The organism is Nonomuraea sp. NPDC050786 (genome assembly GCF_040654115.1).
Classification (GTDB): domain Bacteria; phylum Actinomycetota; class Actinomycetes; order Streptosporangiales; family Streptosporangiaceae; genus Nonomuraea.
Window position 1 is genome coordinate 67,211 of record NZ_JBFAHJ010000008.1, and the last position, 24,389, is coordinate 91,599.

The window sequence follows — 24,389 nt, forward strand, 5'->3', positions numbered from 1 at the left end:
AAATTTGGAGTCACTGCAAGTTGGGTACGATGAGGGCATGGAAGAGGGCCTGCGGGAGCGGAAGAAGCGCGAGACCAGGCAGCGCATCGCGGACATCGCGATGGGGCTGTTCATGATCAAGGGGTTCGACAACGTGACCGTGGCCGAGATCGCGCGGACCGCCGACGTGTCGGTCAACACGGTCTTCAACTACTTCGGCACCAAGGAGGACCTGTTCGCCGACCGGCAGGACGTGGCGATCGACCTGGCGCCGCAGGTGCTGCGCGAGCGCGCGCCCGGGGAGAGCGCGGTGGAGGCGTTCCGCCGCGACTTCTTCGACGCGCTCGACACGCGCCACTGGCGCTACGGGCTCAACCAGGGAGCCGACGTGTTCGACCGGATCGTCAGCGAGGCGCCCTCGCTCGTGGCGAAGCTACGCGAGATGCAGGAGAAGCGGGAGGACGCGCTGACGCGGGCGCTGGCCGGCGAGCTCGGGGCCGACGCCGACGACCTCACGCCGCGCCTGGTCGCCACCCACATCCTCAACACGACGCGGATCCTCACCCAGGCCGCGCTGCGCAGGCAGCTGGCGGGCGAGCAGTGGGAGAGCATCGAGCCCGGCCTCAGGGCTCAGGCGGCCGTGGCGTTCGACCTGCTGGAGTCGGGCATCGGCGACCTGCTAGCGGGAGAAGGCCCCGCTCAGCAGCGCGATCCCGAAGCCGAAGATGAGGAAGCCGAGCATGAGGATCATCAGGACTGAGCTGATGATGCCGCAGATGCGCCCGGCCTGCACCATGCCGCGGTTCTCGTAGTAATAGCCGCTCTCGTCGATCTCGCGCAGCGCCCTGGTGCCCAGGGACCAGGCGAAGGGGCCGATGAACGTGCAGACCACCAGGCTGAGGATGCCCAGCACGAGGATGGTGGTGCCCTGCGGGTGACTCTGCGGCGGCGGCCCGTAGTAGGAGGGGCCGTACTCCGGATAGGACATGGTCGCTCCGCCCCCTCTCCGTTCGGGATCCAGGTGCGTTTTATACCACAGCCTCCCTCTTGATCATGTTGCGAGATCATGGTGGAGCACCTGTTCGGATCTCTTAGGAGCCTGTCCCCGTGCGTGAACGCACTGCCGCCTTCCTCGCTCATCCGGCCTTCCAGCGCTTCATCGTCGGCGTCATCCTGCTCAACGCCGCCACACTCGGCCTGGAGACCTTCCCGGCTGTGGTGGCCGTCCACGGCCACCTGCTCACCGCGGTCGATCACGTCGCGCTGTACATCTTCGCCGCCGAGCTGCTGGCCAAGATCTATGTCGAGCGCTCGCGCTTCGTGCGCGACCCGTGGAACATCTTCGACACGTTGATCGTCGGCATCGCCCTCCTCCCCCACTCGGGCGGCCTGTCGGTGCTGCGCTCGCTGCGCATCCTGCGTGCCCTGCGGCTGCTGTCGGTCGTGCCGAGCCTGCGCCGCGTGGTGTCGGCGCTGCTGCGCGCGATGCCGGGCATGAGCTCGATCGTGGTGCTGCTCGGCCTGGTGCTGTACGTGGCCGCCGTGATGGCCACCAAGCTCTACGGGGACACCGCGCCCCATCGCTTCGGGACCCTGCCGACCTCGCTGTTCACCCTCTACCAGACGATGACGGGCGACGACTGGGGCAACATCGCCCGGGAGGTGATGAGCCGGCATCCGTCGGCCTGGATCTTCTTCACCATCTTCATCCTGATCTGCACGTTCGTGATCCTGAACCTCTTCATGGCCGTCGTGGTCAGCGCCATGGACGAGGAGAGCGCCGAGGAGCGCGCGGTGCTGGAGGACACCACCACCGCGCAGACCCAGCGGATCCTGGACGAGCTGGCCGAGCTCCGCAAGGAGGTCGCGGCACTACGCAGGCAGGACGTCATGGACTGAGCCCCTTGGGAGGCCGCCTGGCGCTACGCCGGCTGCATCGCGCGGACGCGCGGCCGGTAGACCACCCGCCACAGGGTGGCGGCCAGCACCAGCGCGACCACGGCCCAGCCCGCGATCAGGCCGGACACCGCGGCCACCGCCAGCGGCGCGACGACCGAGGGCAGCGCCCATCCCCAGATCCACCGCCGCTCGGCGCCCGTGGCGACGCCGAGCACGGTGGAGGCGGCGAAGTAGACCGCCAGGCCGGCGCCCAGCACCCAGCCGACGCCGCCGTGCAGGTGCTCGGCCGGATGGGCGGCGACCGCGCCGAGCCCGGCCGCCGTCGCGGTGATGCCCACGGTCATCGCGAAGTGCGCGGGCAGCGCCACGTACGCCCGCAGTCCCCGCTCGGCCGCGCCCGGCACCGCGCTCACGCCGTACTGCAGGGTCAGCCACCACAGCGAGACGACCAGCCCGAATCCCGCGACCGCCGCCAGGCCGAGCTCCCAGCCCCAGGACTGCCCGGAGGCGGCCATCACGACCTGCATGACCGCCTCGCCGATCACGATGATCACGAACAGGCCGAGCCGCTCCCCCAGGTGCGTGGGGTCGAGCACGGCGGCCCTGACCGCCTCGATCGGGCGCGGCACCCGTCCGCTGAGCCGCGCCCGGCGCAACTCCCGCTCCTCCATCCGCTTGCCCTGCCGCTGCATCTCGCTGACCATGCGCTCCGGCCTGCGGCTCTGCAGCACGGAGAAGATCATGTCGAGGACGACGCCGACACCCCACAGCCAGTACCGCCCCGGCCCCTGGACCCCGATGGAGGCGAACCACGGGATGAGGCCCGCGCCGAGCTGCGCCGCAGGCCAGGCCGTCATGACCACGCCGGAGCGCTGCAGCGTCTGCGAGGCGCCGATCCGGCAGGTGATGTACGCGGCGATGAACCAGCCGTCGTGCGTGCCGCCCGTCGCGGCCATCTCGTGCGCGACGTCGGGCGCGGCGGCGGCCATCACCGCGATCCCGAACATCCCGATCAGCATGCCGCGCGTGCGGGTGCGCGCGGCCTCCGCGTTGGAGTAGAGCGTCAAGGTCGTCCACACGCTCCACACGGCGTAGTAGAGCACCACGAACAGCCCCACGTCCGCCCACGTGGGATGCGCGAGCCGGTGGGCGAGTTGCGCCACCGCGACGACGACAACCAGGTCGAAGAAGAGCTCTAACCAGCTTGCATGGCGCTCTACCGCTTCAGTCACGGCTAACGAGAATAGAACTCCACGACGAGCTGTTCGTCCACGGGGACCGCGATCTGCTCGCGCTCGGGCCGGTGCGTCAGCGTGAAACGCAGGTCGGCGTGGTCCACGGCGAGGTAGGGGGCGATGCGCTCGTCGGCGTGCACGCCTTCCGCGGCCGCCACGAACGGCTGCATCCTGCGGGACCGCTCCCGGACCGTGATCACCTGTCCGGGCTTGACCAGGTAGCTGGGGATGTCCACCTTGCGGCCGTCCACGGCGATGTGCCCGTGGCTGATGTACTGCCTGGCCGCGTAGATCGACGGCGCGAGCCCGGCCCGCAGCACGAGTGAGGCCAGCCGGCTCTCCAGCAGCGTGACCAGCTCGGCGCCCGACGCGCCCGGCTTGCGGACGGCGAGGTCCCAGTAGCGGCGCAGCTGCCGCTCCGACACGTCGTAGTACCAGCGCAGCTTCTGCTTCTCCATCAGCCGCAGCCCGTAGTCGCCGGTGCTGCGGCGGTTGGTCTTGCGGCCGTGCTCGCCCGGCGGGTAGGGGCGCTGCTCGAAGTAGCGGACGGCTTTCCTGGTCAGCGGGACGCCCGCGCGACGCGACAGTCGCACCTTGGGGCCGGTGTAGCGCACGTTCACCTCGATGTGATTAGGTAATCCTTACTTAGGTGAGGCTAACCTATCATTGGAATGGAGGGTCCATGCTGCCGATCCCCGAGCGGGTCCGCACTCTCGCCGCGAGCGCGAGCGTCGCCACGCTCTCCGTCGACGGCGCCCCCGCGCCCGCGCGCGGAGGCGTGGACGAGCGCGGCCGGCCCGTGCTGCTGGTGCTGCCCGGGGAGCCGCTGCACGGCCTGCGCGAGGACGCCGTCGTGGCGGTGAATCTGACCGCGATGCGCCTGCTGGGCTCCGTCACGCATCCGCGCGGGCTGATCGAGGTGCAGGGGTGGGCGGAGGCCGTACCGGAGGGCGAGACGCGCGCGGCGGCGGTCGCGGTGGCCACTCACTGTGCCGACGAGAGCCTGTTCGAGGCGCTCGAGCGGTTCGGGGAGCGCGGCGCGCCGCGGCTGCTCCGGCTGGACGTGGGCCAGGTCGTCTACCTGACCGGGCAGGAGTCCGGCCTGCTGGACGCCGACGACTACCTGGACGCGGCGCCCGACCCGTTGACCGAGACGGCCGAGCGGGTGCTCGCGCATGTCAACGCCTCTCACCGGGCACAGCTGACCGCCGGCGTCTCCAGGCAGCTCGGGGAGCGGGTCGGCGAGGTGTGGCTGTGGGAGCTGGACCGGTTCGGGGCGACCGTGCGGGTGGACGAGTCACTGGTGCGCTTCCCCTGGCCCGCTCCCGCGCGCTCCGGCCTGGGCTTGGAGACGGCGCTGCGGGGCCTGCTCTGCACCTGTTGAAGATCACATTTTTCTGTGATTTGTCCGGATCGCCCTTGGCATCGGCGCGGCCTCTCTAGCATTTGAGGGGTGAGCGGACCCGAACGATCATCAGATCCCGTCGAACGCGCCGGCTTAGCCGGCGAGGGCGGGCGGCGGGAGCGAGCACTGATGATCGTGGGCGTCCTGCTCGGCACGGTGATGCTGGCCACGGCGGGCATCCTGGTGAGCGGGGCGTCCACCGCCAGGCGGCTGGACGCGGTCGACTGGCACCACTCCAGCCCCGGCGCCCGCGACGGCTCCGTCCCGGTCGCCGCCGAATCCCGCCTCCGCACCGCTCCCCCGACACGCGCCCCCTCCGCTCCCCCGACGCGCGCCCCCTCCGCTCCCCCGACGCGCGCGCCCTCCACTCCCCCGACGCGCTCCTCCGCCATCACGCGCCGTCCCACCCCCAAGCAGGCGCACCCGACCTCACGGCGAACGAACTCCACCCGGCCGACCCTCGCCTCGACTTCCCGCACGCCCACGCCCACACCCACGCCCGAGCCGGCCACGGCCCCGGCGGCGCAACCGACCCACCAGTCCGTGACGCCGCCTCCCACCGCCGCGCGCCCTGACCGCACTCACGTGCCGCCCGGCCGGACGCGCCACCCCAGAAAGCACTGAAACCCCGTCCTTCACGGCTGCGCACGGTGGGCCGCACGCCCCGCCGCCCGTTGCCGTCGGTCATGGCCGGTCGTGAAGGCCCACGGGCTGCTCGCCGTGACGACGCGCACTCTTGACGCGCTCCGTGGCCCAGGAAGATCTTGGCCCATTAATGGAATGAAGCATTCCGTTCTGATAGTCTGGAACAGAACAAGCCGTTCCGATTCTGGAGGCCGAGAATGACCGTCCTCGACACCCGCCCCGCGCAGGCACCCGCCACATCCGCGCCCTACAAGTGGCGCTGGCCCGCGCTCGCGGTGGTTCTCGCCGGCTCGGTGATGGAGTTGCTGGACGCGACCGTCACCAACGTCGCGGGCCCGACGATGCGGGCCGACCTCGGCGGCGGCACCTCCCTGATCCAGTGGCTCGGCGCGGCCTACACCCTCGCCATGACCGCGGGCCTGCTGACCGGCGGCCGGCTCGGGGACATCGTGGGGCGCAAGCGCATGTTCCTCATCGGCGTCGTCGGGTTCACCGTCGGGTCGCTGCTGTGCGCCCTGGCCGCCTCCCCCGAGACGATCATCGCGGCCAGGGTGGTGCAGGGGCTGTTCGGGGCGGCGATGATCCCCCAGGGCATGGGGCTGATGAAGGAAATGTTCCCGCCCAAGGAGCTGGCGGTGGCGATGGGGATGTTCGGGCCGGTCATGGGGCTGTCCGCGGTGGGCGGGCCGATCCTGGCGGGCGCGCTGACCGGCGTCGACTGGCGGCTGATCTTCCTGATCAACCTGCCGCTCGGGGCCGCCGCCGCGCTGGCCGCCCTGCGCTTCCTGCCCGCCTCCCGGCCGGTCAAGGGCGTGCGGCTGGATCTGCCGGGCGCCGCGCTGGCCTCCGCGGGCACCGTTCTCATGGTCTTCCCGCTGGTCCAGGGGCGCGAGAGCGGCTGGCCGGCGTGGGCGTTCGCGATGATGGCGGCCTCCGCGGCGGTGTTCGCGGTCTTCGCGGCCTACGAGAAGCGCAGGGCCCGGCGCGGCGGCGACCCGCTGGTGGCGCCCAGCCTGTTCGGCAAGCGGGCGTTCGTCTCGGGCATGGCGACCGGCACGATCTACTTCGCCGCCTTCACCGGGTTCTTCCTCGTGCTCGGCCTCTACACCCAGCTCGGCCTGGGCTACTCCCCGCTCAAGGCGGCGCTGACCAGCGTGCCCTCGTCGCTGGGCATGATCGCAGGCATGGGCGTCGCGCAGGCCGCCCGCAGGCACGGCCGCAAGGTGCTGCTGGCCGGCGCGATCGTCATGGGGCTCGGCGTGACCGGTGTGATCGCCGTCGCCTCCCCCGAGGTCTCGCCCTGGCAGCTCGCCCCGGCGCTGCTGGTGGCCGGGCTGGGCAGCGGGCTGATCATGAGCCCGTACTTCAGCATCGTGATGGCCGCCGTCGAGCCCCAGGAGACCGGCTCCGCCTCCGGCGCGCTGACCGCGCTCCAGCAGGTGGGCGGGGCGCTGGGCCTGGCCCTGCTGGGCACCCTCTACTTCGGCACCGGGAGCGTCACGATCACGCTGTGGGTGGCGGCCGGGATGATCGCCACGACGTTCGCGGTCGGCCTGATGCTCCCGAAGCAGCCCCGCGAGGACTGACGATCCCCCGAAGGCGGCCGGCTCACCCGGGCCGGCCGTCTTCGCGCCTGCGCGCCTGCTCCATGCCGTCCAGCAGGTAGCCGAGGCCCTCGTCGAACGTGGCGTCCCACGCGTGGTCGAGGCCGTGCTCCGCGAGGGCCGGGTAGCGCTCGGCGCGCTTCCTGAGGAACTCGCCGGTGTCGTCCCGGTCGCGGTCCTGCCAGGTCACCTGCATGACGACCGAGCCCATGACGTAGTTGGACAGGCTGTAGGCGGCGGATTTCAGGGCGGCGAAGCCGGCTGCGGCCAGGGTCGCGTAGAGGAACTCGGTGCGCTCCAGCGCGTTCGGCCCCATGAGCGGGCGGTCGAGGATGGTGGCCGACCACGGGTGGCGCAGCAGGGCCGCGCGCCAGCCGCCGATGAGCTCGCGTACGGCCTCCTGCCACCCGGAGCCGCCCACCGGCAGGCGCACCTCCCCGAAGACGGCGTCCAGGGCCAGGTCGAGGACGTCGTCCTTGGTCTTGACGTGCCAGTAGAGCGTGGTCGAGCCCGTGTCGAGCCGCTCGGCCAGGCGGCGCATGGTCAGGCGGCCCACGCCTTCCTCGTCGAGCAGCGCGACCGCCTCGGCCACGATCCGGTCAAGTGTCAGCGTCTGCCTCGGTGCCTTCTGGGGGCGCGACCACACGGTTTCCACCCGGAGATAATACGTTGTTCCAGTGACTGGATCGATGGTCTAGTTAGTCGAACGGCGATCGAGTGGAGGGGGCCGTCATGGGGCACATTGAGGTGAGCGGGCTGACGTACCTGCTGCCGGACGGCCGGCCGCTGCTGCTGGAGACGTCCTTCAAAGTGGGCGCCGGCGCCAAGGCGGCGCTCGTCGGGCCGAACGGCGCGGGGAAGACCACGCTGCTGCGGCTGATCGCGGGCGAGCTGGCCCCGTCGGACGGCCGCGTGGCGAGCGGCGGCGGGATCGGGGTGATGCGGCAGTTCCTCGGTGCGGGCACCGTGCACGACCTGCTGATCGCCGTCGCCCCGCGGCGCGTCCGCGACGCCGCCGCGGCGCTGGAGGCGGCCGAGGCGGCGATCGCCCGGAGCGACGACGAACCCGCCCAGCTCGCCTACGCCCAGGCCATCGCCGACTACGCCGACGCGGGCGGGTACGAACTGGAGGTGGTGTGGGACGTGTGCGCCACCGAGGCTCTGGGGCTGCCGTACGAGAGGGTGAAGGACAGGCAGCTGGGCACGCTGTCGGGCGGGGAGCAGAAGCGGCTCATGCTGGAGGCGCTGCTGCGCGGGCCCGACGAGGTGCTGCTGCTGGACGAGCCCGACAACTACCTGGACGTGCGGGCCAAGCAGTGGCTGGAGCGGGCGATCAAGGGCTCGGCCAAGACGGTGCTGCTCGTCTCGCACGACCGGCAGTTGCTGGCCGAGGCCGCCGACCGGATCATCACGGTGGAGGGGCGCGAGGTCTGGGTGCACGGCGGCGGCTTCGCGACGTACGCCGAGGCCCGCAGGCAGCGCGGGGAGCGCCTCGAGGAGCGACGGCGGCGGTGGGAGGACGAGCGGGCCAGGCTGCGCCGGCTGGTCCACATGCTGCGCCAGCGCTCGGCCAACAACGACGCCCTGGCGGGGGCGTACCAGTCGGCGGTCACGCGGCTGGAGCGGTTCGAGCGGGCGGGGCCGCCGCAGCGCGCGCCCAAGGAGCAGAACGTCCGGATGCGGCTGCGCGGCGGGCGTACCGGGAAGCGGGCGGTGATGTGCGAGGACCTCGAGCTGAGCGGGCTGCTGCGGCCGTTCTCCACCGAGATCTGGTACGGCGAGTGCGTCGGCGTGCTGGGCATGAACGGCACCGGCAAGTCCCACTTCCTGCGGCTGCTGGCCGGCGAGCCGATCGCGCACACGGGCGTGGCCCGGCTGGGCGCCCGGGTGTCACCGGGGCATTTCGCGCAGACGCACCTGCGGCCGGACCTGGCGGGGCGGGCCGCCGCCGACGTGGTGATGCGGGAGCACGCGATGACCCGCAACGAGGCGATGGCGGCGCTGGCCCGTTACGAGCTGGCGCCGGCCGGCGCGCAGCCGTTCGAGACGCTGTCGGGCGGGCAGCAGGCCCGGCTCCAGATCCTGCTGCTGGAGCTGTCGGGGGCGACGCTGCTGCTGCTCGACGAGCCGACCGACAACCTGGACCTGGCCAGCGCGGAGGCGCTGCAGCAGGGGCTCGCCGGGTACGAGGGCACGGTGCTGGCGGTCACGCACGACCGCTGGTTCGCCGCGGACCTCGACCGGTATCTGATCTTCGGCGCCGACGGTCTCGTCCGCGAGAGCGACACTCCCCGCTGGGACGTCTGACCGCCCGGCGTCCGGTTACAACGGCGCGGGCGTGAAGGACGGGGCAGAGGAGCGGGTGGGGCGGGACAGGGCCGAGAGGGTCATGGTCTCGTCCACGGCCTCCGGCGAGAGCACGTGGTCGAGCACCATGACCGCGCACCCGCTGATGCCCGCCCCCGCGCCGAGGCGGCTCGGCTCGATGCGCAGCCGCCGGGTCGCCAGGGCCGTGGAGCGGCGGTAGACGACCTCGCGGATGCTCGACACCAGCGGGCCGAACGCCTCGGCCACGTCGCCGCCCAGCACCACCACCGACGGGTTGAGGATGTTCACGGCCATCGCCAGCACCTCGCCGATCCTGCGGCCGGCCCTGCGCACGGTCGCCATGGTCTCGGCGTCGCCCGCCCGCACCAGCGCGGTCACGTCCGCGATCGTCCTGACGTCCTTGCCCTTCGCGCGCAGCTCGCGCAGCAGGGCGGTGCCGCTGGCCACGGAGTCGACGCAGCCGGTGTTGCCGCAGCGGCAGAGCACGTCGCCGCCGTCCAGCACCGGGATGTGCCCGATCTCGCCCGCGGCGCCGAGCGCGCCGCGCAGGATGCCGCCGCCGGAGATGACCCCGGCGCCGATCCGGGTCGAGATCTTGACGAACATCAGGTCGTCCAGATCGGGGTAGGCGCCGCGGTGCTCGCCGATGGCCAGCACGTTCACGTCGTTGTCCACGAGCACGGGGACGGGGAAGCGCTCACGGATGATCGGCGGGATCACCACGCCGGTCCACGACGCCATCACCCGTGCGCTCTCCGCGCGGCCGTGCGCGAACTCGACCGTGGCCGGCACGCCCATCCCGACACCCCTGATCATCGAGCGCGGCCGGTCGCCGAGCAGCTCGTCCCAGGTGTCCATGAGCAGCGGCAGCACGACGTCGGGGCCTTCCTCCACGTCCATCGCGAACTCGCGCCCGGCCAGCTCGTGCCCGGCCAGGTCGCAGAGGGCCACCCTGGTGCGGGTGGCGCCGAGCGCCGCCACCAGGACCACGCCGCCCGAGGCGTTGAACTCCAGCCGGACCGGCGGCCGCCCGCCCGTGGAAGGGGCGTCGTCGCGCTCCACGACCAGGCCGCGTTCCAGCAGCTCGCCGACGCGCAGCTGCACCGCGGGACGCGACAGGCCGGTCACCCGGCCGATGTCGGCCCGCGTCACGGCCTCACCGGTGCGGATGAGGCGGAGCACCTCACCACTGCTGGCGAGGGTCGCGGCGGTACGTCGAGGCATCGACCAAGTGAATCACACAGGGTTAGGTCATGAAAAGTCCCGACTTTTTTATCTCAAATGCCAAAACTCCGCTTGTGTGCGACCCTAACTCTCGTTAGTGTCCGTTCTGTCCCTGCTTGGTAGATCATCGGAGCCCGTACCGTGTCCCCCCTCTCGACCGCCAGCCCCGCCCACACCGCCGACCTCGTCGTCTTCGGCGGGACGGGCGACCTGTCCATGCGCAAGCTGCTCCCGGCGCTGTACCACAGCGACAGGGAAGGCCGGCTCTCCCCGGAGACCCGCGTCATCGCCATGTCCAGGGGCGGGCTGACCGACGCCGACTTCCGCGGCAAGGTGGACGCCGAGGTACGCGACCAGGTCCCGATGGACGATCCCGCCCTGTGGCAGCGCTTCCTCGGCCGCCTGCACCACGTGTCGGTCGACGTCGGCGGGCCGGAAAGCGGGGCCGACAAATCCGGGTGGAGCGCGCTGAGCAGGCTCCTGGCCGGGTACGAGCAGCGCGACCGGGTCTTCTACCTGGCCAGCCCGCCCAGGACGTTCGGCCCCTTCTGCCGCGAGCTGGACGAGGCCGGGTTGGTGACGCCGCGCTCGCGCGTGGTGCTGGAGAAGCCGCTCGGCCACGACCTGCCGAGCGCGCAGCGGATCAACGACGAGGTCGGCGCGATCTTCGAGGAGCGCCAGATCTTCCGCATCGACCACTACCTGGGCAAGGAGACCGTCCAGAACCTGCTGGTCCTGCGCTTCGCCAACGCCTTCCTCGAGCCGATCTGGAACTCCCTCTGGATCGACCACGTCCAGATCACCGCCGCGGAGACCGTGGGCACGCCCGGCAGGCGCGGCTACTACGACCACGCGGGCGCGCTGCGCGACATGGTGCAGAACCACCTGCTCCAGCTCCTCACGCTGACCGCGATGGAGCCGCCGGCCCGCAACGACCGCGAGGCCATCCGCGACGAGAAGGTCAAGGTGCTGCAGGCCCTGCGGCCGATCACCGGCACGGAGGTGGCACGGTTCACCGTGCGCGGCCAGTACACGGAGGCGGAGGGGCTGCCGGGCTACCTGGACGAGCCCGCGTCCACGCCGCCCACCGAGGCGTCGCAGCGGGTGGAGACGTTCACCGCGATCCGGGCCGAGATCAAGAACTGGCGGTGGGCCGGCGTGCCGTTCTACCTGCGGACCGGCAAGCGCATGCCGTACCGCAGGTCGGAGATCGTGGTGCAGTTCAAGGACGTGCCGCACTCCATCTTCCCCGGCGGCAGCCCGAACCGCCTGGTGCTGCGGCTCCAGCCGGAGGAGGGCATCGAGCTGCACATCATGGCCAAGGAGCCGGGCGCGGGCGAGGTGACACTGAAGCCGGTGCCGCTGTCGCTGAACTTCGGCAAGACGTTCACGGCGCGGGTGCCCGAGGCGTACGAGCGGCTGCTGATGGACGTGCTGGCCGGCAACCCGACGCTGTTCATGCGGCGCGACGAGGTGGAGGCGGCCTGGCGCTGGATCGATCCGATCCTGTCGGCCTGGGAGGCCTCCGCCGACCTGCCGGAGCCGTACCCCGCCGGAACCACCGGCCCCGCCGGAGCCCACGAACTGCTCGGCCGCAGCGGTCGCGCCTGGCACGAGGAGGAAGAACTGTGAACCCCGTCATTCAGGACGTCACCGATCGGATCATTGAGCGGAGTGCCGCCAGCCGGGCCATCTACCTGGAGCGCATCCGCCGCGACGGCGAGGCCGCCAGGGCCAAGGGACCGGCCCGCGCCCACCTCGGGTGCGCGAACCTGGCGCACGGCTTCGCGAGCGCGCCCGCCGAGGACAAGCCCGCTCTGATGGGCAGCGCGAAGCCGGGCGTGGCGATCGTGACCAGCTACAACGACATGCTGTCCGCGCACCAGCCGTATGAGACGTACCCGCCGGAGCTGAAGGCGGCCGTGCGCAAGGCAGGTGGCGTGGCGCAGGTGGCGGGCGGCGTGCCCGCGATGTGCGACGGCATCACCCAGGGGCGGGCCGGCATGGAGCTCTCCCTCTACAGCCGTGACGTGATCGCCATGGCGACCGCGATCGCGCTGTCGCACGACATGTTCGACGCGACGCTGCTGCTGGGCGTGTGCGACAAGATCGTGCCGGGCCTGTTCATCGGGGCGCTGCACTTCGGGCACCTGCCGGCGATCTTCGTGCCGGCCGGGCCGATGACCTCCGGGCTGCCGAACAAGGTCAAGGCGCGCACCCGCCAGCTCTTCGCCGAGGGCAAGGTGGGGCGCGTGGAACTGCTCGACGCCGAGGCCAAGTCGTACCACTCCCCCGGCACCTGCACCTTCTACGGCACCGCGAACTCCAACCAGGCGCTGATGGAGGTCATGGGCCTGCACCTGCCGGGCTCGACGTTCGTCAACCCGCACACCGAGCTGCGCCACGCGCTCACCGGGGCGGCCGGGCGCCGGGCGGTGGAGATCACCGCGCACGGCTCGGAGTACACGCCGATCGGTGAGCTGGTCGACGAGAAGGCCATCGTGAACGCCTGCGTCGCCCTGCTGGCCACCGGCGGCTCCACGAACCACACGATCCACCTGGTGGCCATGGCCGCCGCCGCGGGGATCGTCCTGACCTGGGATGACTTCGCCCGCCTGTCGGGGGCCGTGCCGTCGCTCACCAAGATCTACCCGAACGGCCAGGCGGACGTGAACCACTTCCGCGACGCCGGCGGCATGCAGGTGCTCATCGGCGACCTGCTCGACGAGGGCCTGCTGCACGCGGACGTCATGACCGTGGCCGGGCGCGGCCTCGACCGCTACCGGGAGGCTCCCGAGCTGGTCGACGGCGAGCTGGTGTGGTCGCCGGTCACGGGCGGCAGCTCCGACCTGGACGTGCTGCGGCCGGTCGCGGCGCCGTTCTCGGCGGACGGCGGCATCCACATGGTCTCCGGCAACCTGGGCCGGGCCGTCTCCAAGGTGTCCGCGGTCAAGCCGGAGCACCTGGTGATCGAGGCGCCGGCCAAGGTCTTCGACGACCAGCTGGACCTGCTGAAGGCGTTCGAGGCGGGCGAGCTGGACGGGCAGGACTTCGTGGCGGTCATCCGCTACCAGGGGCCGAGCGCGAACGGCATGCCCGAGCTGCACAAGCTCACGCCGCCGCTGGCCGTGCTGCTCGACAGGGGGCAGCGGGTGGCGATCGTCACCGACGGGCGCATGTCCGGCGCGTCGGGCAAGGTGCCCGCGGCCATCCACCTGTCGCCCGAGGCCGCCGACGGCGGGCCGATCGCGCTCGTCCGCGACGGCGACGTGATCAGGCTCGACTCGGCCGCCGGGACGCTGGAGCTGCTGGTGCCCGCCGAGGAGCTGGCCCGGCGCACGCCCGAGGGCCGCCCGCTGAGCGACGCGCAGTGGGTGGGCACGGGCCGCGAGCTGTTCGCGGCGTTCCGCCGGATGGCGGGGCACGCCGAGCAGGGCGCCGGGATCTTCGGCCTGAGCGGCGCCGAGTCGCCCGACCACGGCCCGGGACTCGGCTTCCCCGCCGAGGCCGGCGCCTCCCACCTGGAGAGCGGCGCCCCGGCGGGCGCCCAGCACGCCGGACTGGCGCGGTGAGCGATCGCCACCGTCACCGGCGGAGGGTTCGCCACCCCGCCTGGGATGGCGTGCGCGCTCGTGGCATCCTTCGGGGGACGGCGTGCGACCATGTCGCCGCCCTGGACGCCGGAGGTATGCGGTGAGTGCCTTTGACCTTCCGTGGCTGGTCGCCGACATCGGCGGGACCAACGCCAGGTTCGCCCTGGTCACCTCGCCGGGAGCGCGGCCGTCGAACGTCGCGGTCCTGGCCGGGGCCGACTACCCGACCCTTCCCGACGCCGTGGCCGCCTACCTCGCGGAACACGCGGGCGGAGTGCGGCCGGGGGCGGTCTGCCTGGCCGTGGCCGGGCCGATCGACGGCGACCGCTACCGGCTCACGAACTCCACGTGGGCGGGTTCCGTACGGGACCTCGGCGTGCCGTACGCGGTGCTGCTCAACGACTTCGAGGCGCTGGCCGTGTCGCTGCCGCATTTGGCGGGCGGCGACCTGGTCTCCCTGGGCGGCCCCGAGCCGGGCCACGGGGTCAAGGCCGTGCTGGGGCCGGGGACCGGGCTCGGCGTGGGCGGGCTGGTGCCGACGGAGCACGGCTGGACGCCCATCCCGGGCGAGGGCGGGCACGTCACGGTGCCGGTGGTGGACCAGCGGGAGCTGGAGATCGTTCAGGCGCTGCAGTCCCAGGGGCTGCCGCACGTGGTGGCCGAGCACGTGCTGTCCGGGCCGGGGCTGGTCCGGCTGCACCGGGCGCTCGCCCTGGTGAACGGCGTCGCCGCGCCGCAGCTGACCGCCTCGGACATCGTGGCCCGCCTGGACGACTCGCTGTGCGCGGAGACGGTCGAGGTGTTCTGCGGGATGCTGGGCAGCTTCGCCGGGAACGTGGCCCTGACCCTCGGGGCGCGAGGCGGGGTGTATCTGGGCGGCGGGGTCCTGCCCCGTATCGTGGAACGGGTGTGCGCCAGCAGCTTCCGCACCAGGTTCGCCACCAATCCGGACATGGCCGACTACCTGACGGCCATCGGCACCGCCCTGATCGTCGCCCCTCAGCCGGCCCTGACGGGCGCCGCGGCCTGGCTGGCCCAGCGTGCCCGCACCGAGCTGGTGGGCTGACCCCTCGGCATGTCGTCGGCGGGCGACCCGGTTGGGCCGTCCGCCTCTGGGCATGGCCACTGGTGCGGCCACGGGTGGTGCGGGGACTTGTACGTGACTAGACGGCCGGAACGGGCCGACGAGGAGAAGAACTCATGAGCTTGCTCGATCTCGCCCCTGTGATTCCCGTCGTGGTGATCGAGGATGTCGAGAGCGCCGTACCGCTGGCCAGGGCGCTGGTCGCCGGCGGGCTGCCGGTCATCGAGGTGACCCTGCGGACCCCGGTCGCGCGTGAGGCCATCGCCCGGATCGCCGCCGAGGTGCCCGAGGCGACGGTGGGAGCGGGGACCATCCGCAGTTCGGAGGACATTTCCGCTTCTGTGGCCGCGGGGGCCAAGTTCCTGGTGTCGCCCGGCACGACCCTGTCCCTGGTCGAGGCGATGGATTCGAGCGGCGTCCCGTACCTGCCGGGGGCCGCGACCGTGTCCGAGGTGATGGCGCTGGTCGAGCGGGGGATCAAGGAGCTGAAGTTCTTCCCCGCCGAGGCCGCCGGAGGCGTTCCGTATCTCAAGGCGCTGAGCGGTCCGCTGCCCGACGTGCGGTTCTGCCCGACGGGCGGCATCCGGGTCAACACCGCGCCCGACTACCTCGCGCTGCCGAACGTGGGCTGCGTCGGCGGCACCTGGTTGACCCCGGCCGACGCGCTGGCGGCCGGCGACTGGGGCCGCATCGAGAAGCTGGCCTCGGAGGCCGCGGCCCTGCGCTGACCGGCGGCCGGCCACCCCTCCCGCTCCGCGTCCTCAGCTAGGGGCTCCTACCGGGCGGGGTACGGCATGCCGTGCCCCGCCCTTGGCGTCTGCCTGCGTTGAACGCGCGGCGGCCGGGTACAGCTCAGGGAAACCGCAGCCCCCGGGAAGCCCCTTCCGCTCCTCGGAGAGCGAAAGGGAGATGAATGCCGACGGAAACGGCCAGCCAAGTAGTGACGGACGGCCGCCCCGTGGCGCAGCCCGGCAGCCTGGAGCGGGGCATCGACATCCTGCTCGCGCTGAGCGCCGCCGCGCACCCGGTCAGCCTGTCGCAGCTGTGCCGCGCCACGGGCCTGCCCAAATCGACCGCGCACCGCATCCTGGGCGTGCTCTGCTCCCGCGAGCTGGCCAGGCGGGTGGGCAACGGCTACCTGCCGGGCGAGCTGCTGGAGACCATGGCCGGCATCACCCGCCTGCGCGTGCCGGGCACCCGCAAGGTGGTGCTGCCCTACCTGCTCTACCTGTACGAGACCACCAGGCAGACGGTGAACCTGGCCGTCCCCTCCGGCCTGGAGGCCCGCTACGTCGAGCGCCTGTACGGCCACAACCGGGTCGACTCCCGCTCCGACGGCATGGACCGCGCGCCGCTCCACTGCACGGCGACCGGCAAGGCGCTGCTGGCCTTCGACCCGGCGCTGCGCCGCGAGCTGTTCGCGCGCGGCTCGTTCGAGCGGATGACGCGCCGCACGATCACCACCCTGACCGGGCTCGAACGCGAGCTGGCCCAGGTCCGCAGGCAGGGCGTGGCGTACGCGCAGGAGGAGTTCACCGAGGGAGTGTCGTGCGTGGCCGCGCCGGTGTTCGGCCCGGGCGGCCGGATCTGCATGTCGCTCGGGGTGGCGGCCCCCGCCGGCGCGGCACCGCTGGCCAGGCTCGGCATCTCCGTACGCGGTGCCGCCCAGGCCATCTCGGCCGCGCTCCTCAGCGCGTAAGCGTTCCGGTCATCGGAACACCTCATCGGCGCATGACCGGAAGTGTTCCGTTGGCCGAAACCGCTCATTGCGGAGCGGCGGCCCCGGCGTTCACATCGGCATATGGACTTCCATCCCGCTCCGGCCACCCAGGAGGCGCCCGCGGTCCGGGAGGTCCGCACCCGCATGGCCCCGGACCCGCGGGCGCCGGTCGGAACGCGGGAGGTCGCGCGTGCCTAGGGGCCTCCCCCGGGCCACCGTGCTGGAGAGCCTGCGCCTGGCTGCCACCGTCGTCCCGCCCTGCGCGCCGCACGCGGTGCCCGGACGCGACCTGCTGCGCTCCCGCGCGCTCCTGGCCGAGCTGGAGTCCAGGTACGGCGGCCGCCCTGTCCTGGTGCGCGGGCTGCGCGGCCGGGCGCTGCTGGTCCTGTCCAAGCGCGACGCCCTGCGCGTGCTGTCAGAGGGGGGCGAGTACGCGCAGGGCGTCGAACAGCGTCCCTTCGGCCTGCCGACGGACGTACTGCGCCCGGCGTTCATCGAGATCGCCAGGGAAGAGGCCAAGGAGCTGACCTCGGGCGTGGTGGACCACGGCCGCCTCGACGCCCGCTGGCAGCGCGTGGCCAGGCGCTGCGTCTACGGCGACGGCGCGGCCGACGACGAGGAGCTCACCAGGCTGCTGGCGGGCCTCACATGGGCCGGCAGGTGGCGCGCCAGGCGGCGCCAGGAGATCCTCTCGGGCCGCTACGACGCCCGCATCCTCGACCACCTGCGCCGCGCCGAACCCGGCAGCCTGGCCGGCCTGATCGCGGAGAACGCCGGCGAGGCCGAGTCGCGCGGGCTCATGCAGGCGGCGTTCTGGCTGATGGGGTTCGGCGCGATCTCCGCCGGGCTGACGCAGACGCTGGCGCTGCTCGCCGCCCACCCCGCCCAGCGCAAGTCGGCCCGCACCGACCCCGACTACCTGCGGGCCTGCCTGCGCGAAGGGCTGCGCCTGTGGCCGCCGGTGCCCGCGCTCTCCCGCGTCACGACCACGCCGACCGACTGGTACGGGAGCACCCTGCCCGCGGGCACCACCGTGCTCGTGCCGATCGCGGCGCACCAGCGCAGCCCGCGCCTGCCGTACGCGAACACGTTCGCGCCCGAGATCTGGCTGGACGGCACCGCGGCGAACGAGTGGTGGGCCCGGCCGGGCTGCGACGGCGTGCACCTGACGCTCGCGGTCGGCACCGCCTTCCTCGCCGGCATCGTCCGCGCGGCCCGGCCCAAGCCGGTCGGCCGGCTGCTGTCACCCCACCGGCCGCTCCCGTACGCGCTCAACGTCTCCCGCCTGCGCGTCACGATGCGCCCCCTGCGCATTCACCGGCTCACTCAGTGAACCGGCCGTCCGGGATCGTTCGGCGTGCACGGTTACGGTGCCGTCAGCGCCTACCGGGCGTCGGCGGGACTGGCCCAGAACTCGTAGGACGTGGCTGAGCTGCGGTTGCCTGCCCTGTCAATGCTCTCCACGGTCAACTTGTCAGGCCACGTCCATTTCGGCGTGAAGGCGAGAACGGCCGATCCGTCGGCGTCCGCCTGGACTCTTCCGGCAGGCCCGCCAGAGAAGGAGTAGACGTACATAGCGACATCCTGCGAGCCGTTCGGCGACAGCGTGAAGCGTCCGGGCACGCCTACCCGGCCTCCGGCCTGGCCCTCGGGGAAGTCGGTCGAGCTGACCAGCGGCTGGCTGGGGCGCGTGGTGTCGACGGTGAACTCCGGCTGCCACGGGGTCCACGCGCTGTAGTCCCATCCTTCCAGCCATCCGGCGCCGTCGGGGTTCTCGGTCCGCCAGAGGTTCTCCGCTCGGGCCCGCCAGGTGTAGGTCCCGTCCTCGGCGAGCTGTCCGGCGGGTACGGTCACGCAGTGGGGTGAGGAGGACTGCGTCTCCAAGGTGACGGCTTCGCCGAGCTTGGCGCCGGACCTGTCGGCCCATTCGAAGCGGACCCGCAGCGGCTCGCCGCTGGTCGAAGAGTCCGGATCGGTCGCCGTGGCCCGCAGGACGGGTATGGCGGTCCGGACGTACCGCCCGGCGTCCGGACCTGTGTAGCAGTCGCTACGAACGGCAAGCACGGAGGGTACGTCAGGCGCGGTGTTGTACTGGGTGACGAGGCCGGGGCCACGATTGCCCCGGTAGGGCGCGGTCCGGTACAGCCGCCGGCCGGGTGAGCTCTCGTCGGCCGACTTGAGGCCGATCGTGAGGTATTCGTCGCCACGCGCGGCCGCGTCCTGCACCGCCTGGGTGATGATGTGGAGGATGGGCGAGATGGAAGGGCAGGTCATCCGGGGTGTGGTCGTGCTCAGCTTGCGCAGCCACTGCGGCTGACGGTTCCAGGTGGTCAGCGGGTCGATCGCCGTGGTCTCCCAGACCTCGATCTGGGTGCCGCAGTCGGAGCCGTCCCGGATGCCCAGGGCCAGAGCTGCCTCGAACACCCGCTTCCCCGCCAGTTGCGAGACCTTCAGCTGGAAGAACGCGCGGGTGATGTTCTCCGGCTGCTCCGTGCGGCCGACCACCGCGTCGTCGTCGCCGTCCCAGACCGGCTCGTACTTCACATGATGGGCGCGGTCCGGGTGCTCCGACGTGACAAGCGCCCAGGACTCCGGGGTGGTGGCGCTGCCCCCGGTCGCATGGGCGGGGCCGGGCGTGCCGACCAGGGCGGAGGTCAGGATGACGATCGCAAGCAAGGCCGGCGATCGCGAGCATAAGCCCTTGACGAGGGTCATCGAACTCCTGTTCTGCTGCGATGAGACAAGGAGCGGGACACTACCGGAATCGTGTGTCGTAACCCTGTCGTCCGGCTGTCGTCAGAGCGCATGCCTGCTCAGAACCAGTGGCCACCGGGTGGCCCCTTCCTCCGTTAGAGTCTTGGGTACAAAAGGCGTGCCGGGCGGAGGAACGGTTCGGGTTGAGACGGGATGACGACGGCGAGAGGACGGCGACGTTGGGGCGCTCCGCAGGCACTCCGCTGGAGCCGGAAGATCCGCCGGCGATCGGCCCCTACGAGCTGATCAGCCGTCTCGGCTCCGGTGGCATGGGTGTGGTCTACCTCGCCAAGGCGGCCGACGGGTCGCGGGTGGCGCTCAAGGCGATCCGGCGGGACTACACGGCCGACCCGGTCTACCGGGCGCGCTTCCACGAAGAGGTGTCCAACGCGCGCAAGGTGGCCTCGTTCTGCACGGCGCGCGTGCTCGACCACGGCGAGGACCGCGGCGTCCTCTACCTCGTCACCGAGTACATCGACGGCATCTCGCTCGAAGACCACCTGATCGAGCACGGCGCCCTCTCGCCGTCGGTGCTGCACTCCGCGGCCGTCGGCGTGGCCGCCGCGCTGACCGCCATCCACGCGGCGGGGCTGGTGCACCGCGACCTCAAGCCGGCCAACGTGATGCTGACGCTGGCCGGGCCCCGGGTGATCGACTTCGGGCTGGCGCGGTCGACGCACGTGGACTCCCGGCACACGAACGCCGGCATGGTGATGGGCACGCCGGGCTGGATCGCTCCTGAGCAGGTCTTCGAGGGGCGTACGAGCCCGGCGGGCGACGTGTTCGCGTGGGGGTCGCTCATCGCCTACGCGGGGCTCGGCGGGCATCCGTTCGGCGAGGGGGACGCGTACGTGATGGCGGCCCGGGCCCGCACGGCGCCGCCCGACCTGCGCGGGCTGCCCGCGCCGCTGGACCGGCTGGTGGCCGCGGCCATCCACCCCGACCCGGCGCGCCGGCCCGCGGCCAGGCAGCTGCTACTGGAGCTGGTGGGGGCGGCCGACGAGCCCGCGGCGCAGCTGGCCGCCACCAAGCACCTGACCAACGCGTGGAACCCGTCGGACTTCCCGCTGATGCCGCAGCAGCCGCACCGGATGCCGCCCGACCGCACGGGCGCGGTGCCGGGTGCCGGGCGGCCGCGCCCGTCGCACGGCGCGTCCCAGGCACCCTCGCACGGTCCATCCCAGGCCCCGTCGCGCAGCCCGTCCCCGGGACCGTCCCAGAGCCCATCACGCGGACCGTCCCAGAGCCCGTCGCACGGACCGTCCCAGAGCCCGTCGCACGGTCCATCCCAGAGCCCGGCCCACGGACCGTCGCACAGTTCTTCGCAGCAGGGCCGCGGCGCGCACCCGGAGGCGCCCGCGCGCAGCCCGCAGCCTCCGCCACCCGCGGAGCGCACAGGTCCCACGCCCGGAGCGGGCCCGGTCCCGCCTGCCGAGCGCACCGGCCCCACAGCGGGGACGGGCCGCGGGCCGCAACCCACCGAGCGCACCGGTGCTGGAGCAGGCCGCGGGCCGCAGCAGCCACCGCCGGCCGAACGTACCGGTCCCACGCCTGGAATGGGTCGCGGGCCGCAGCAGCCGCCGCCCGCCGAGCGGACCGGCCCCGTGCCCCCTGCTCCCCATCCGGAGCGGACCGGGCCCGTACCCCCTGCTCCCCATCCGGAGCGGACCGGCCCTGTGCCGGGCACCGGGCGGGGGCCTCAGGGGCCGGTGGGGCCGCTCCCCCACCAGCAGGGGTCGCTGCCGCACCACTCGACCACCGGTCAGGGGCCGCTGCCGGGCTACCCGCCCGCCAAGCGCAAGCGGGGCGTGCTGACCGGCTGCCTGACCGCCCTGGTGATCGCGGTCGTGCTGCTGGTGGCGCTGATCGCGCTGCTGGCGTGGGTGTTCCGCTCCCCGGCGATCGGCGAGGACGGGCCGGTGCAGGACGGCAAGCTGCGCTTCGCCGTGACGAGCACGAAGTGCCCCAAACCGGCGAGATCGGCGGCCAAGCGCACGTGCCAGGTCGGGGTGAAGGTCAGCAACGTCGGGCCGGAGGCCAGGGTGCTCTACCCGGGCCAGCAGAAGCTGATCGACGAGAACGACGAGCTGCACGGCGGCACCAAGCTGCTCGACCAGGACGGCAAGGAGATCACGCCGATCCGCATCGAGGCCGGTCGGTCGTTCACCGGCGCGCTGGTGTTCGAGCTGCCGAAGGGCCTCGACCCGGCCGGGCTCGAGGTGCACGACTCGGGGCTGAGCAACGGAGCCAGGCTCAACCTGGGCTGATCCGCACGGCGCGACCGCCGCCGGGCCGCCTCACGGGCGACCGCTGTCGGGCCGCCGCACGGGCCTCCCGGCGGGCGCGCCGCACGGGCCTCCCGGCGGGCGCGCCGCACGGGCCTCCCGGCGGGCGCGCCGCACGGGCCTCCCGGCGGGCGCGCCTCACAAGCCTCCCGGCGGGCGCGCCTCAGAAGCCTCGGGACGGCGAGACCACGCCCTCCAGCGGCGCCCCGTCCTGGAAGCGCCGCACGTTGGAGGTGACGCGCTCGGCCAGGCCGCGCCAGTAGGAGGAGCGCGGGTTCGCGCAGTGCGGTGTGATGAGCGCGTTGTCCAGGCTCCACAGCGGGTGGCCGTCGGGCAGGGGCTCGGGGTCGGTCACGTCGATGGCCGCGCCGCCGATGCGGCCCCCGCGCAGCGCGTCCACCAGCTCGTCGGTGTCGACGAGAGAGCCCCTGGCGACGTTCACCAGCCAGGCGTCCTCGCGCATGAGCTCGAACTCCCGCTTTCCGAACATCCCCCGCGTCTCCGGCGTGGCCGGCGCCGAGACGACCACGTAATCGGCCTCGGGCAGCGTCTCGCGGTAGCGGGCGCGCGGGAGCACGAGGTCGGCGCCGGGCGCCTCGCCGCTGTCGGTGACCGCCAGGACGCGGCAGCCGAACGGCTCCAGCATCCGGATGAGCGCCCGCCCGATGCCGCCGAAGCCGACGATGGCGACCGTGGAGCCGGCGAACTCCCTGGAGTCGTTGCGCCCCCACTTCGTGGCCCTGGCCGCCCGGTGCAGGCCGCGCGCGGCCGCCAGCATCAGGCCCAGCGCGTGCTCGGCCACCGGCACGCCGTAGGAGCCGGTGGCCGCGGTGAAGACCGGGTGCTCGGAGACGACCCCGGCGTCCGTGAACCGCTCGACGCCCGCGCTGGGCAGCTGCACCCAGCGGATGCCGTCGTGGAGCATCGAGCGCAGCTCCTCGGGGCCGCCGCTGCCGTAGTAGACGATCGCCTCCGCGTCCTCCAGCGGCACGACCTCACCGCCCGCCCGGCGTACGGCATCGATGAGCACGGGCACCGGCTCAGGTCCGACGTGGACGGCGACGGTCATGCTGCGTCTCCTTCTCGCATGGGGCCACCAGCGTATCGATGGCTTGTGAGCACGGCGTTTGCGGGTGCCAGCATCTCTTCAGGGAGCGTGGGTATGTTGTGCCGGGTGTCCGCCCTCGCCGCCCTGCCCAGCTCCGGGTCCAGCACGTCCGGGCCCGGCTCCTCCAGGCTCGCGTGGCTGGACGCGCTGCGCGGGATCGGCGCGGTGGCCGTGGTGGCCGAGCACCTTTTGCCGTGGTTCCTCCCCCAGCTCAGGCCGTACTGGTTCAACCTCGGCGTTTACGGCATCCTGGTGTTCTTCCTGGTCAGCGGCTATATCATCCCCACTTCGCTGGAGCGCCACGGCGACGTGCGCGCGTTCTGGATCAGCCGGCTCTTCCGCCTCTACCCGCTCTATCTCAGCGTGATCGTGGTCATGCTGGCTCTGGCCTGGTGGGTGCCGCTGCGCACGGAGGTGCCGCGGGACGGGAGCGCGGTGGCCGCGCACGCGACCATGCTGCTCGACGTCGTCAGCGTGGGCGGCGTGGCCGACACGATGTGGACGCTTTCGTACGAGATGGTGTTCTACCTCCTGGTCACGGCGCTGTTCCTGGTCAGGGGGCATGGCCGCAGCGGGCTGCTGTCGATGTTGTTCGCGGCGGGCGCCGTGGCGGTCGGGCTCGTGGCATCAGGGGCGGCGGTGGCAGGCGGATGGCCGGCCTACGTCTCGGCCGCGGTGTTCGTGGTGGGGCTGGCGTGCGTGGTGTGGGGGCGCCTCCGTACGGCCTCGGCCTGCGTGCTCGGCCTGATGGCGCTGGTGCTGCTGCTGCTGAGCAGCCGGGTGCCGTGGCTGGGGACGGCGGTGCTCGCGGTGATGTTCGCGGGCACGGCCATCCACCGGTGGGAACGCGGCGGCGGGCGGCTGTGGCCGGTGGCGGTCACGGCGGCCCTGGTGGCGGTCGCGCCCCTGTGGGCGATCGAGGCCGGATGGTGGTGGGTGCGGGCGGACGTGTGGCTGACGACGATCGCGCTGGCCGGTGCCACCTTCGCGGCGGGGATGGCGCTGCGCGGGCGGCGGCTGCCCCGGGTGCTCACCTGGCTCGGTCTGATCAGCTACTCGCTCTATCTGGTGCATCATCCGCTGCTGAAGTACTTCGTGGAGATCACCGGTGACCTGCGGCGGGCGGAGCTGCCGTACCAGCTCATGATGACGGCACTGGCCGTGGCCGCGGTGCTGGCCGTGAGCGCGCTGTCCTTCAGATACGTCGAGCGGCCCATGCAGGCGCTGGGCCGCCGCCTGTCACGCCGGAGCGCCCGCCGGCTCCAGCGCGCGGGCGATCTCCGGATGCCCGGACAGGGCGCGCGCCACGACGGGGTCCTCGGCCATGAGGAAGGCCAGGTGCCTGACCGCGTGCGCGACCACGTTGGCCAGGGCGACGCGGCCGGGTGACGGTGTCGCGGGGGCCTCGCCCCTGGCGATCTCCAGCGCGGGCACCTCGACCGCGGGCAGCCACGGCGCCGGATCCGGGCAGACCGCATAGGTCAGCACGATCCCGCCGTCCGGCTCGTGGCGCCAGCTCGTGGAGT

The 24,389-nt window shown here is 72.5% G+C and carries 21 protein-coding genes; 14 read left to right on the forward strand and 7 right to left on the reverse strand.

The genetic code is table 11. From position 1 onward, the window contains the following. Positions 1-37 precede the first annotated feature (37 nt). On the forward strand, positions 38-739 hold the full coding sequence (locus AB0H84_RS17430) for a TetR/AcrR family transcriptional regulator (protein ID WP_357604402.1): 702 nt from the start codon (positions 38-40) through the stop codon (positions 737-739). Here AB0H84_RS17430 and AB0H84_RS17435 read toward each other — a convergent pair. Next, positions 659-967: a DUF4190 domain-containing protein gene (locus AB0H84_RS17435; RefSeq protein WP_357604405.1), complete on the reverse strand. Its 309-nt coding sequence runs from the start codon at positions 965-967 to the stop codon at positions 659-661. The two genes, AB0H84_RS17430 and AB0H84_RS17435, sit on opposite strands and share 81 nt — an antisense overlap. Positions 968-1,086: 119 nt before the next feature. On the opposite strand from AB0H84_RS17435, the gene AB0H84_RS17440 reads away from it, so the two are divergent. After that, positions 1,087-1,878, forward strand: a complete 792-nt coding sequence (locus AB0H84_RS17440) for an ion transporter (RefSeq protein WP_357604408.1) — start codon at positions 1,087-1,089, stop codon at positions 1,876-1,878. Positions 1,879-1,901: 23 nt separating this feature from the next. On the opposite strand, the gene AB0H84_RS17445 is transcribed toward AB0H84_RS17440, so the two are convergent. Beyond that, on the reverse strand, positions 1,902-3,110 hold the full coding sequence (locus tag AB0H84_RS17445; protein WP_357604411.1) for a low temperature requirement protein A: 1,209 nt from the start codon (positions 3,108-3,110) through the stop codon (positions 1,902-1,904). 2 nt (positions 3,111-3,112) lie between these two features. Continuing rightward, positions 3,113-3,727 (reverse strand): 30S ribosomal protein S4, encoded by a 615-nt coding sequence (gene rpsD, locus AB0H84_RS17450; protein ID WP_357605044.1) that lies wholly within the window; start codon positions 3,725-3,727, stop codon positions 3,113-3,115. Between the two features lie 68 nt (positions 3,728-3,795). Between rpsD and AB0H84_RS17455 the strand changes: the two genes are divergently transcribed. The 3 genes from AB0H84_RS17455 (at position 3,796) to AB0H84_RS17465 (ending at position 6,749) form a co-directional block, all read left to right on the forward strand. Next, positions 3,796-4,497, forward strand: a complete 702-nt coding sequence (locus AB0H84_RS17455) for a DUF2470 domain-containing protein (RefSeq protein ID WP_357604414.1) — start codon at positions 3,796-3,798, stop codon at positions 4,495-4,497. 69 nt (positions 4,498-4,566) lie between these two features. Next, a complete protein-coding gene (locus tag AB0H84_RS17460) occupies positions 4,567-5,142 on the forward strand; it encodes a hypothetical protein (RefSeq protein WP_357604416.1) in 576 nt (191 codons plus the stop codon). A gap of 218 nt (positions 5,143-5,360) precedes the next feature. Next, complete coding sequence (locus AB0H84_RS17465; protein WP_357604419.1) at positions 5,361-6,749, forward strand: MFS transporter; 1,389 nt, start codon at positions 5,361-5,363, stop codon at positions 6,747-6,749. Positions 6,750-6,771: 22 nt separating this feature from the next. Here the strand turns inward: AB0H84_RS17465 and AB0H84_RS17470 are convergent, their stop codons facing one another. After that, positions 6,772-7,422: a TetR/AcrR family transcriptional regulator C-terminal domain-containing protein gene (locus tag AB0H84_RS17470; protein WP_357604422.1), complete on the reverse strand. Its 651-nt coding sequence runs from the start codon at positions 7,420-7,422 to the stop codon at positions 6,772-6,774. A 77-nt stretch (positions 7,423-7,499) separates the two neighbouring features. Here AB0H84_RS17470 and AB0H84_RS17475 point away from each other — a divergent pair, with 77 nt between their 5' ends. Next, positions 7,500-9,074: an ATP-binding cassette domain-containing protein gene (locus tag AB0H84_RS17475; RefSeq protein ID WP_357604425.1), complete on the forward strand. Its 1,575-nt coding sequence runs from the start codon at positions 7,500-7,502 to the stop codon at positions 9,072-9,074. A gap of 15 nt (positions 9,075-9,089) precedes the next feature. Here AB0H84_RS17475 and AB0H84_RS17480 read toward each other — a convergent pair whose 3' ends face one another. Then, entirely contained in the window at positions 9,090-10,319 is a 1,230-nt protein-coding gene (locus AB0H84_RS17480) for an ROK family transcriptional regulator (protein WP_357604428.1), read from the reverse strand. Positions 10,320-10,460: 141 nt separating this feature from the next. Between AB0H84_RS17480 and zwf the strand changes: the two genes are divergently transcribed. The 6 genes from zwf to AB0H84_RS17510 all read left to right on the forward strand — a co-directional run bounded on the left by zwf (position 10,461) and on the right by AB0H84_RS17510 (position 18,049). After that, on the forward strand, positions 10,461-11,951 hold the full coding sequence (zwf, locus tag AB0H84_RS17485; RefSeq protein WP_357604431.1) for a glucose-6-phosphate dehydrogenase: 1,491 nt from the start codon (positions 10,461-10,463) through the stop codon (positions 11,949-11,951). After that, positions 11,948-13,891: a phosphogluconate dehydratase gene (edd, locus tag AB0H84_RS17490; RefSeq protein ID WP_357604434.1), complete on the forward strand. Its 1,944-nt coding sequence runs from the start codon at positions 11,948-11,950 to the stop codon at positions 13,889-13,891. Before zwf ends, edd begins: the two co-directional genes overlap by 4 nt. A 121-nt stretch (positions 13,892-14,012) precedes the next feature. After that, a complete protein-coding gene (glk, locus tag AB0H84_RS17495; protein WP_357604437.1) occupies positions 14,013-14,978 on the forward strand; it encodes a glucokinase in 966 nt (321 codons plus the stop codon). 134 nt (positions 14,979-15,112) lie between these two features. Then, a complete protein-coding gene (gene eda, locus AB0H84_RS17500) occupies positions 15,113-15,724 on the forward strand; it encodes a bifunctional 4-hydroxy-2-oxoglutarate aldolase/2-dehydro-3-deoxy-phosphogluconate aldolase (protein ID WP_357604440.1) in 612 nt (203 codons plus the stop codon). Positions 15,725-15,909: 185 nt separating this feature from the next. Further along, complete coding sequence (locus AB0H84_RS17505; protein WP_357604443.1) at positions 15,910-16,695, forward strand: IclR family transcriptional regulator; 786 nt, start codon at positions 15,910-15,912, stop codon at positions 16,693-16,695. Between the two features lie 211 nt (positions 16,696-16,906). Continuing rightward, positions 16,907-18,049: a cytochrome P450 gene (locus AB0H84_RS17510; protein WP_357604446.1), complete on the forward strand. Its 1,143-nt coding sequence runs from the start codon at positions 16,907-16,909 to the stop codon at positions 18,047-18,049. Between the two features lie 50 nt (positions 18,050-18,099). Here the strand turns inward: AB0H84_RS17510 and AB0H84_RS17515 are convergent, their stop codons facing one another. Beyond that, a complete protein-coding gene (locus AB0H84_RS17515; RefSeq protein WP_357604449.1) occupies positions 18,100-19,431 on the reverse strand; it encodes a hypothetical protein in 1,332 nt (443 codons plus the stop codon). A gap of 218 nt (positions 19,432-19,649) precedes the next feature. Here AB0H84_RS17515 and AB0H84_RS17520 point away from each other — a divergent pair, with 218 nt between their 5' ends. Further along, on the forward strand, positions 19,650-21,737 hold the full coding sequence (locus AB0H84_RS17520) for a protein kinase (protein ID WP_357604452.1): 2,088 nt from the start codon (positions 19,650-19,652) through the stop codon (positions 21,735-21,737). A 181-nt stretch (positions 21,738-21,918) separates the two neighbouring features. Here the strand turns inward: AB0H84_RS17520 and AB0H84_RS17525 are convergent, their stop codons facing one another. Then, entirely contained in the window at positions 21,919-22,824 is a 906-nt protein-coding gene (locus AB0H84_RS17525) for a D-isomer specific 2-hydroxyacid dehydrogenase family protein (RefSeq protein ID WP_357604455.1), read from the reverse strand. Between the two features lie 105 nt (positions 22,825-22,929). Here AB0H84_RS17525 and AB0H84_RS17530 point away from each other — a divergent pair, with 105 nt between their 5' ends. Further along, on the forward strand, positions 22,930-24,252 hold the full coding sequence (locus tag AB0H84_RS17530) for an acyltransferase (protein ID WP_357604460.1): 1,323 nt from the start codon (positions 22,930-22,932) through the stop codon (positions 24,250-24,252). Positions 24,253-24,389: the final 137 nt, after the last annotated feature.

Excerpts from the sequence above, each read along its gene's own strand:
- AB0H84_RS17515 (WP_357604449.1), bottom strand. The coding sequence starts at position 19,431 with ATGACCCTCGTCAAGGGCTTATGCTCGCGATCGCCGGCCTTGCTTGCG.
- AB0H84_RS17435 (WP_357604405.1), bottom strand. The coding sequence starts at position 967 with ATGTCCTATCCGGAGTACGGCCCCTCCTACTACGGGCCGCCGCCGCAG.
- AB0H84_RS17465 (WP_357604419.1), top strand. The coding sequence starts at position 5,361 with ATGACCGTCCTCGACACCCGCCCCGCGCAGGCACCCGCCACATCCGCG.
- AB0H84_RS17455 (WP_357604414.1), top strand. The coding sequence starts at position 3,796 with ATGCTGCCGATCCCCGAGCGGGTCCGCACTCTCGCCGCGAGCGCGAGC.
- AB0H84_RS17525 (WP_357604455.1), bottom strand. The coding sequence starts at position 22,824 with ATGACCGTCGCCGTCCACGTCGGACCTGAGCCGGTGCCCGTGCTCATC.
- eda (WP_357604440.1), top strand. The coding sequence starts at position 15,113 with ATGAGCTTGCTCGATCTCGCCCCTGTGATTCCCGTCGTGGTGATCGAG.
- AB0H84_RS17505 (WP_357604443.1), top strand. The coding sequence starts at position 15,910 with ATGCCGACGGAAACGGCCAGCCAAGTAGTGACGGACGGCCGCCCCGTG.
- AB0H84_RS17480 (WP_357604428.1), bottom strand. The coding sequence starts at position 10,319 with ATGCCTCGACGTACCGCCGCGACCCTCGCCAGCAGTGGTGAGGTGCTC.
- AB0H84_RS17475 (WP_357604425.1), top strand. The coding sequence starts at position 7,500 with ATGGGGCACATTGAGGTGAGCGGGCTGACGTACCTGCTGCCGGACGGC.
- AB0H84_RS17430 (WP_357604402.1), top strand. The coding sequence starts at position 38 with ATGGAAGAGGGCCTGCGGGAGCGGAAGAAGCGCGAGACCAGGCAGCGC.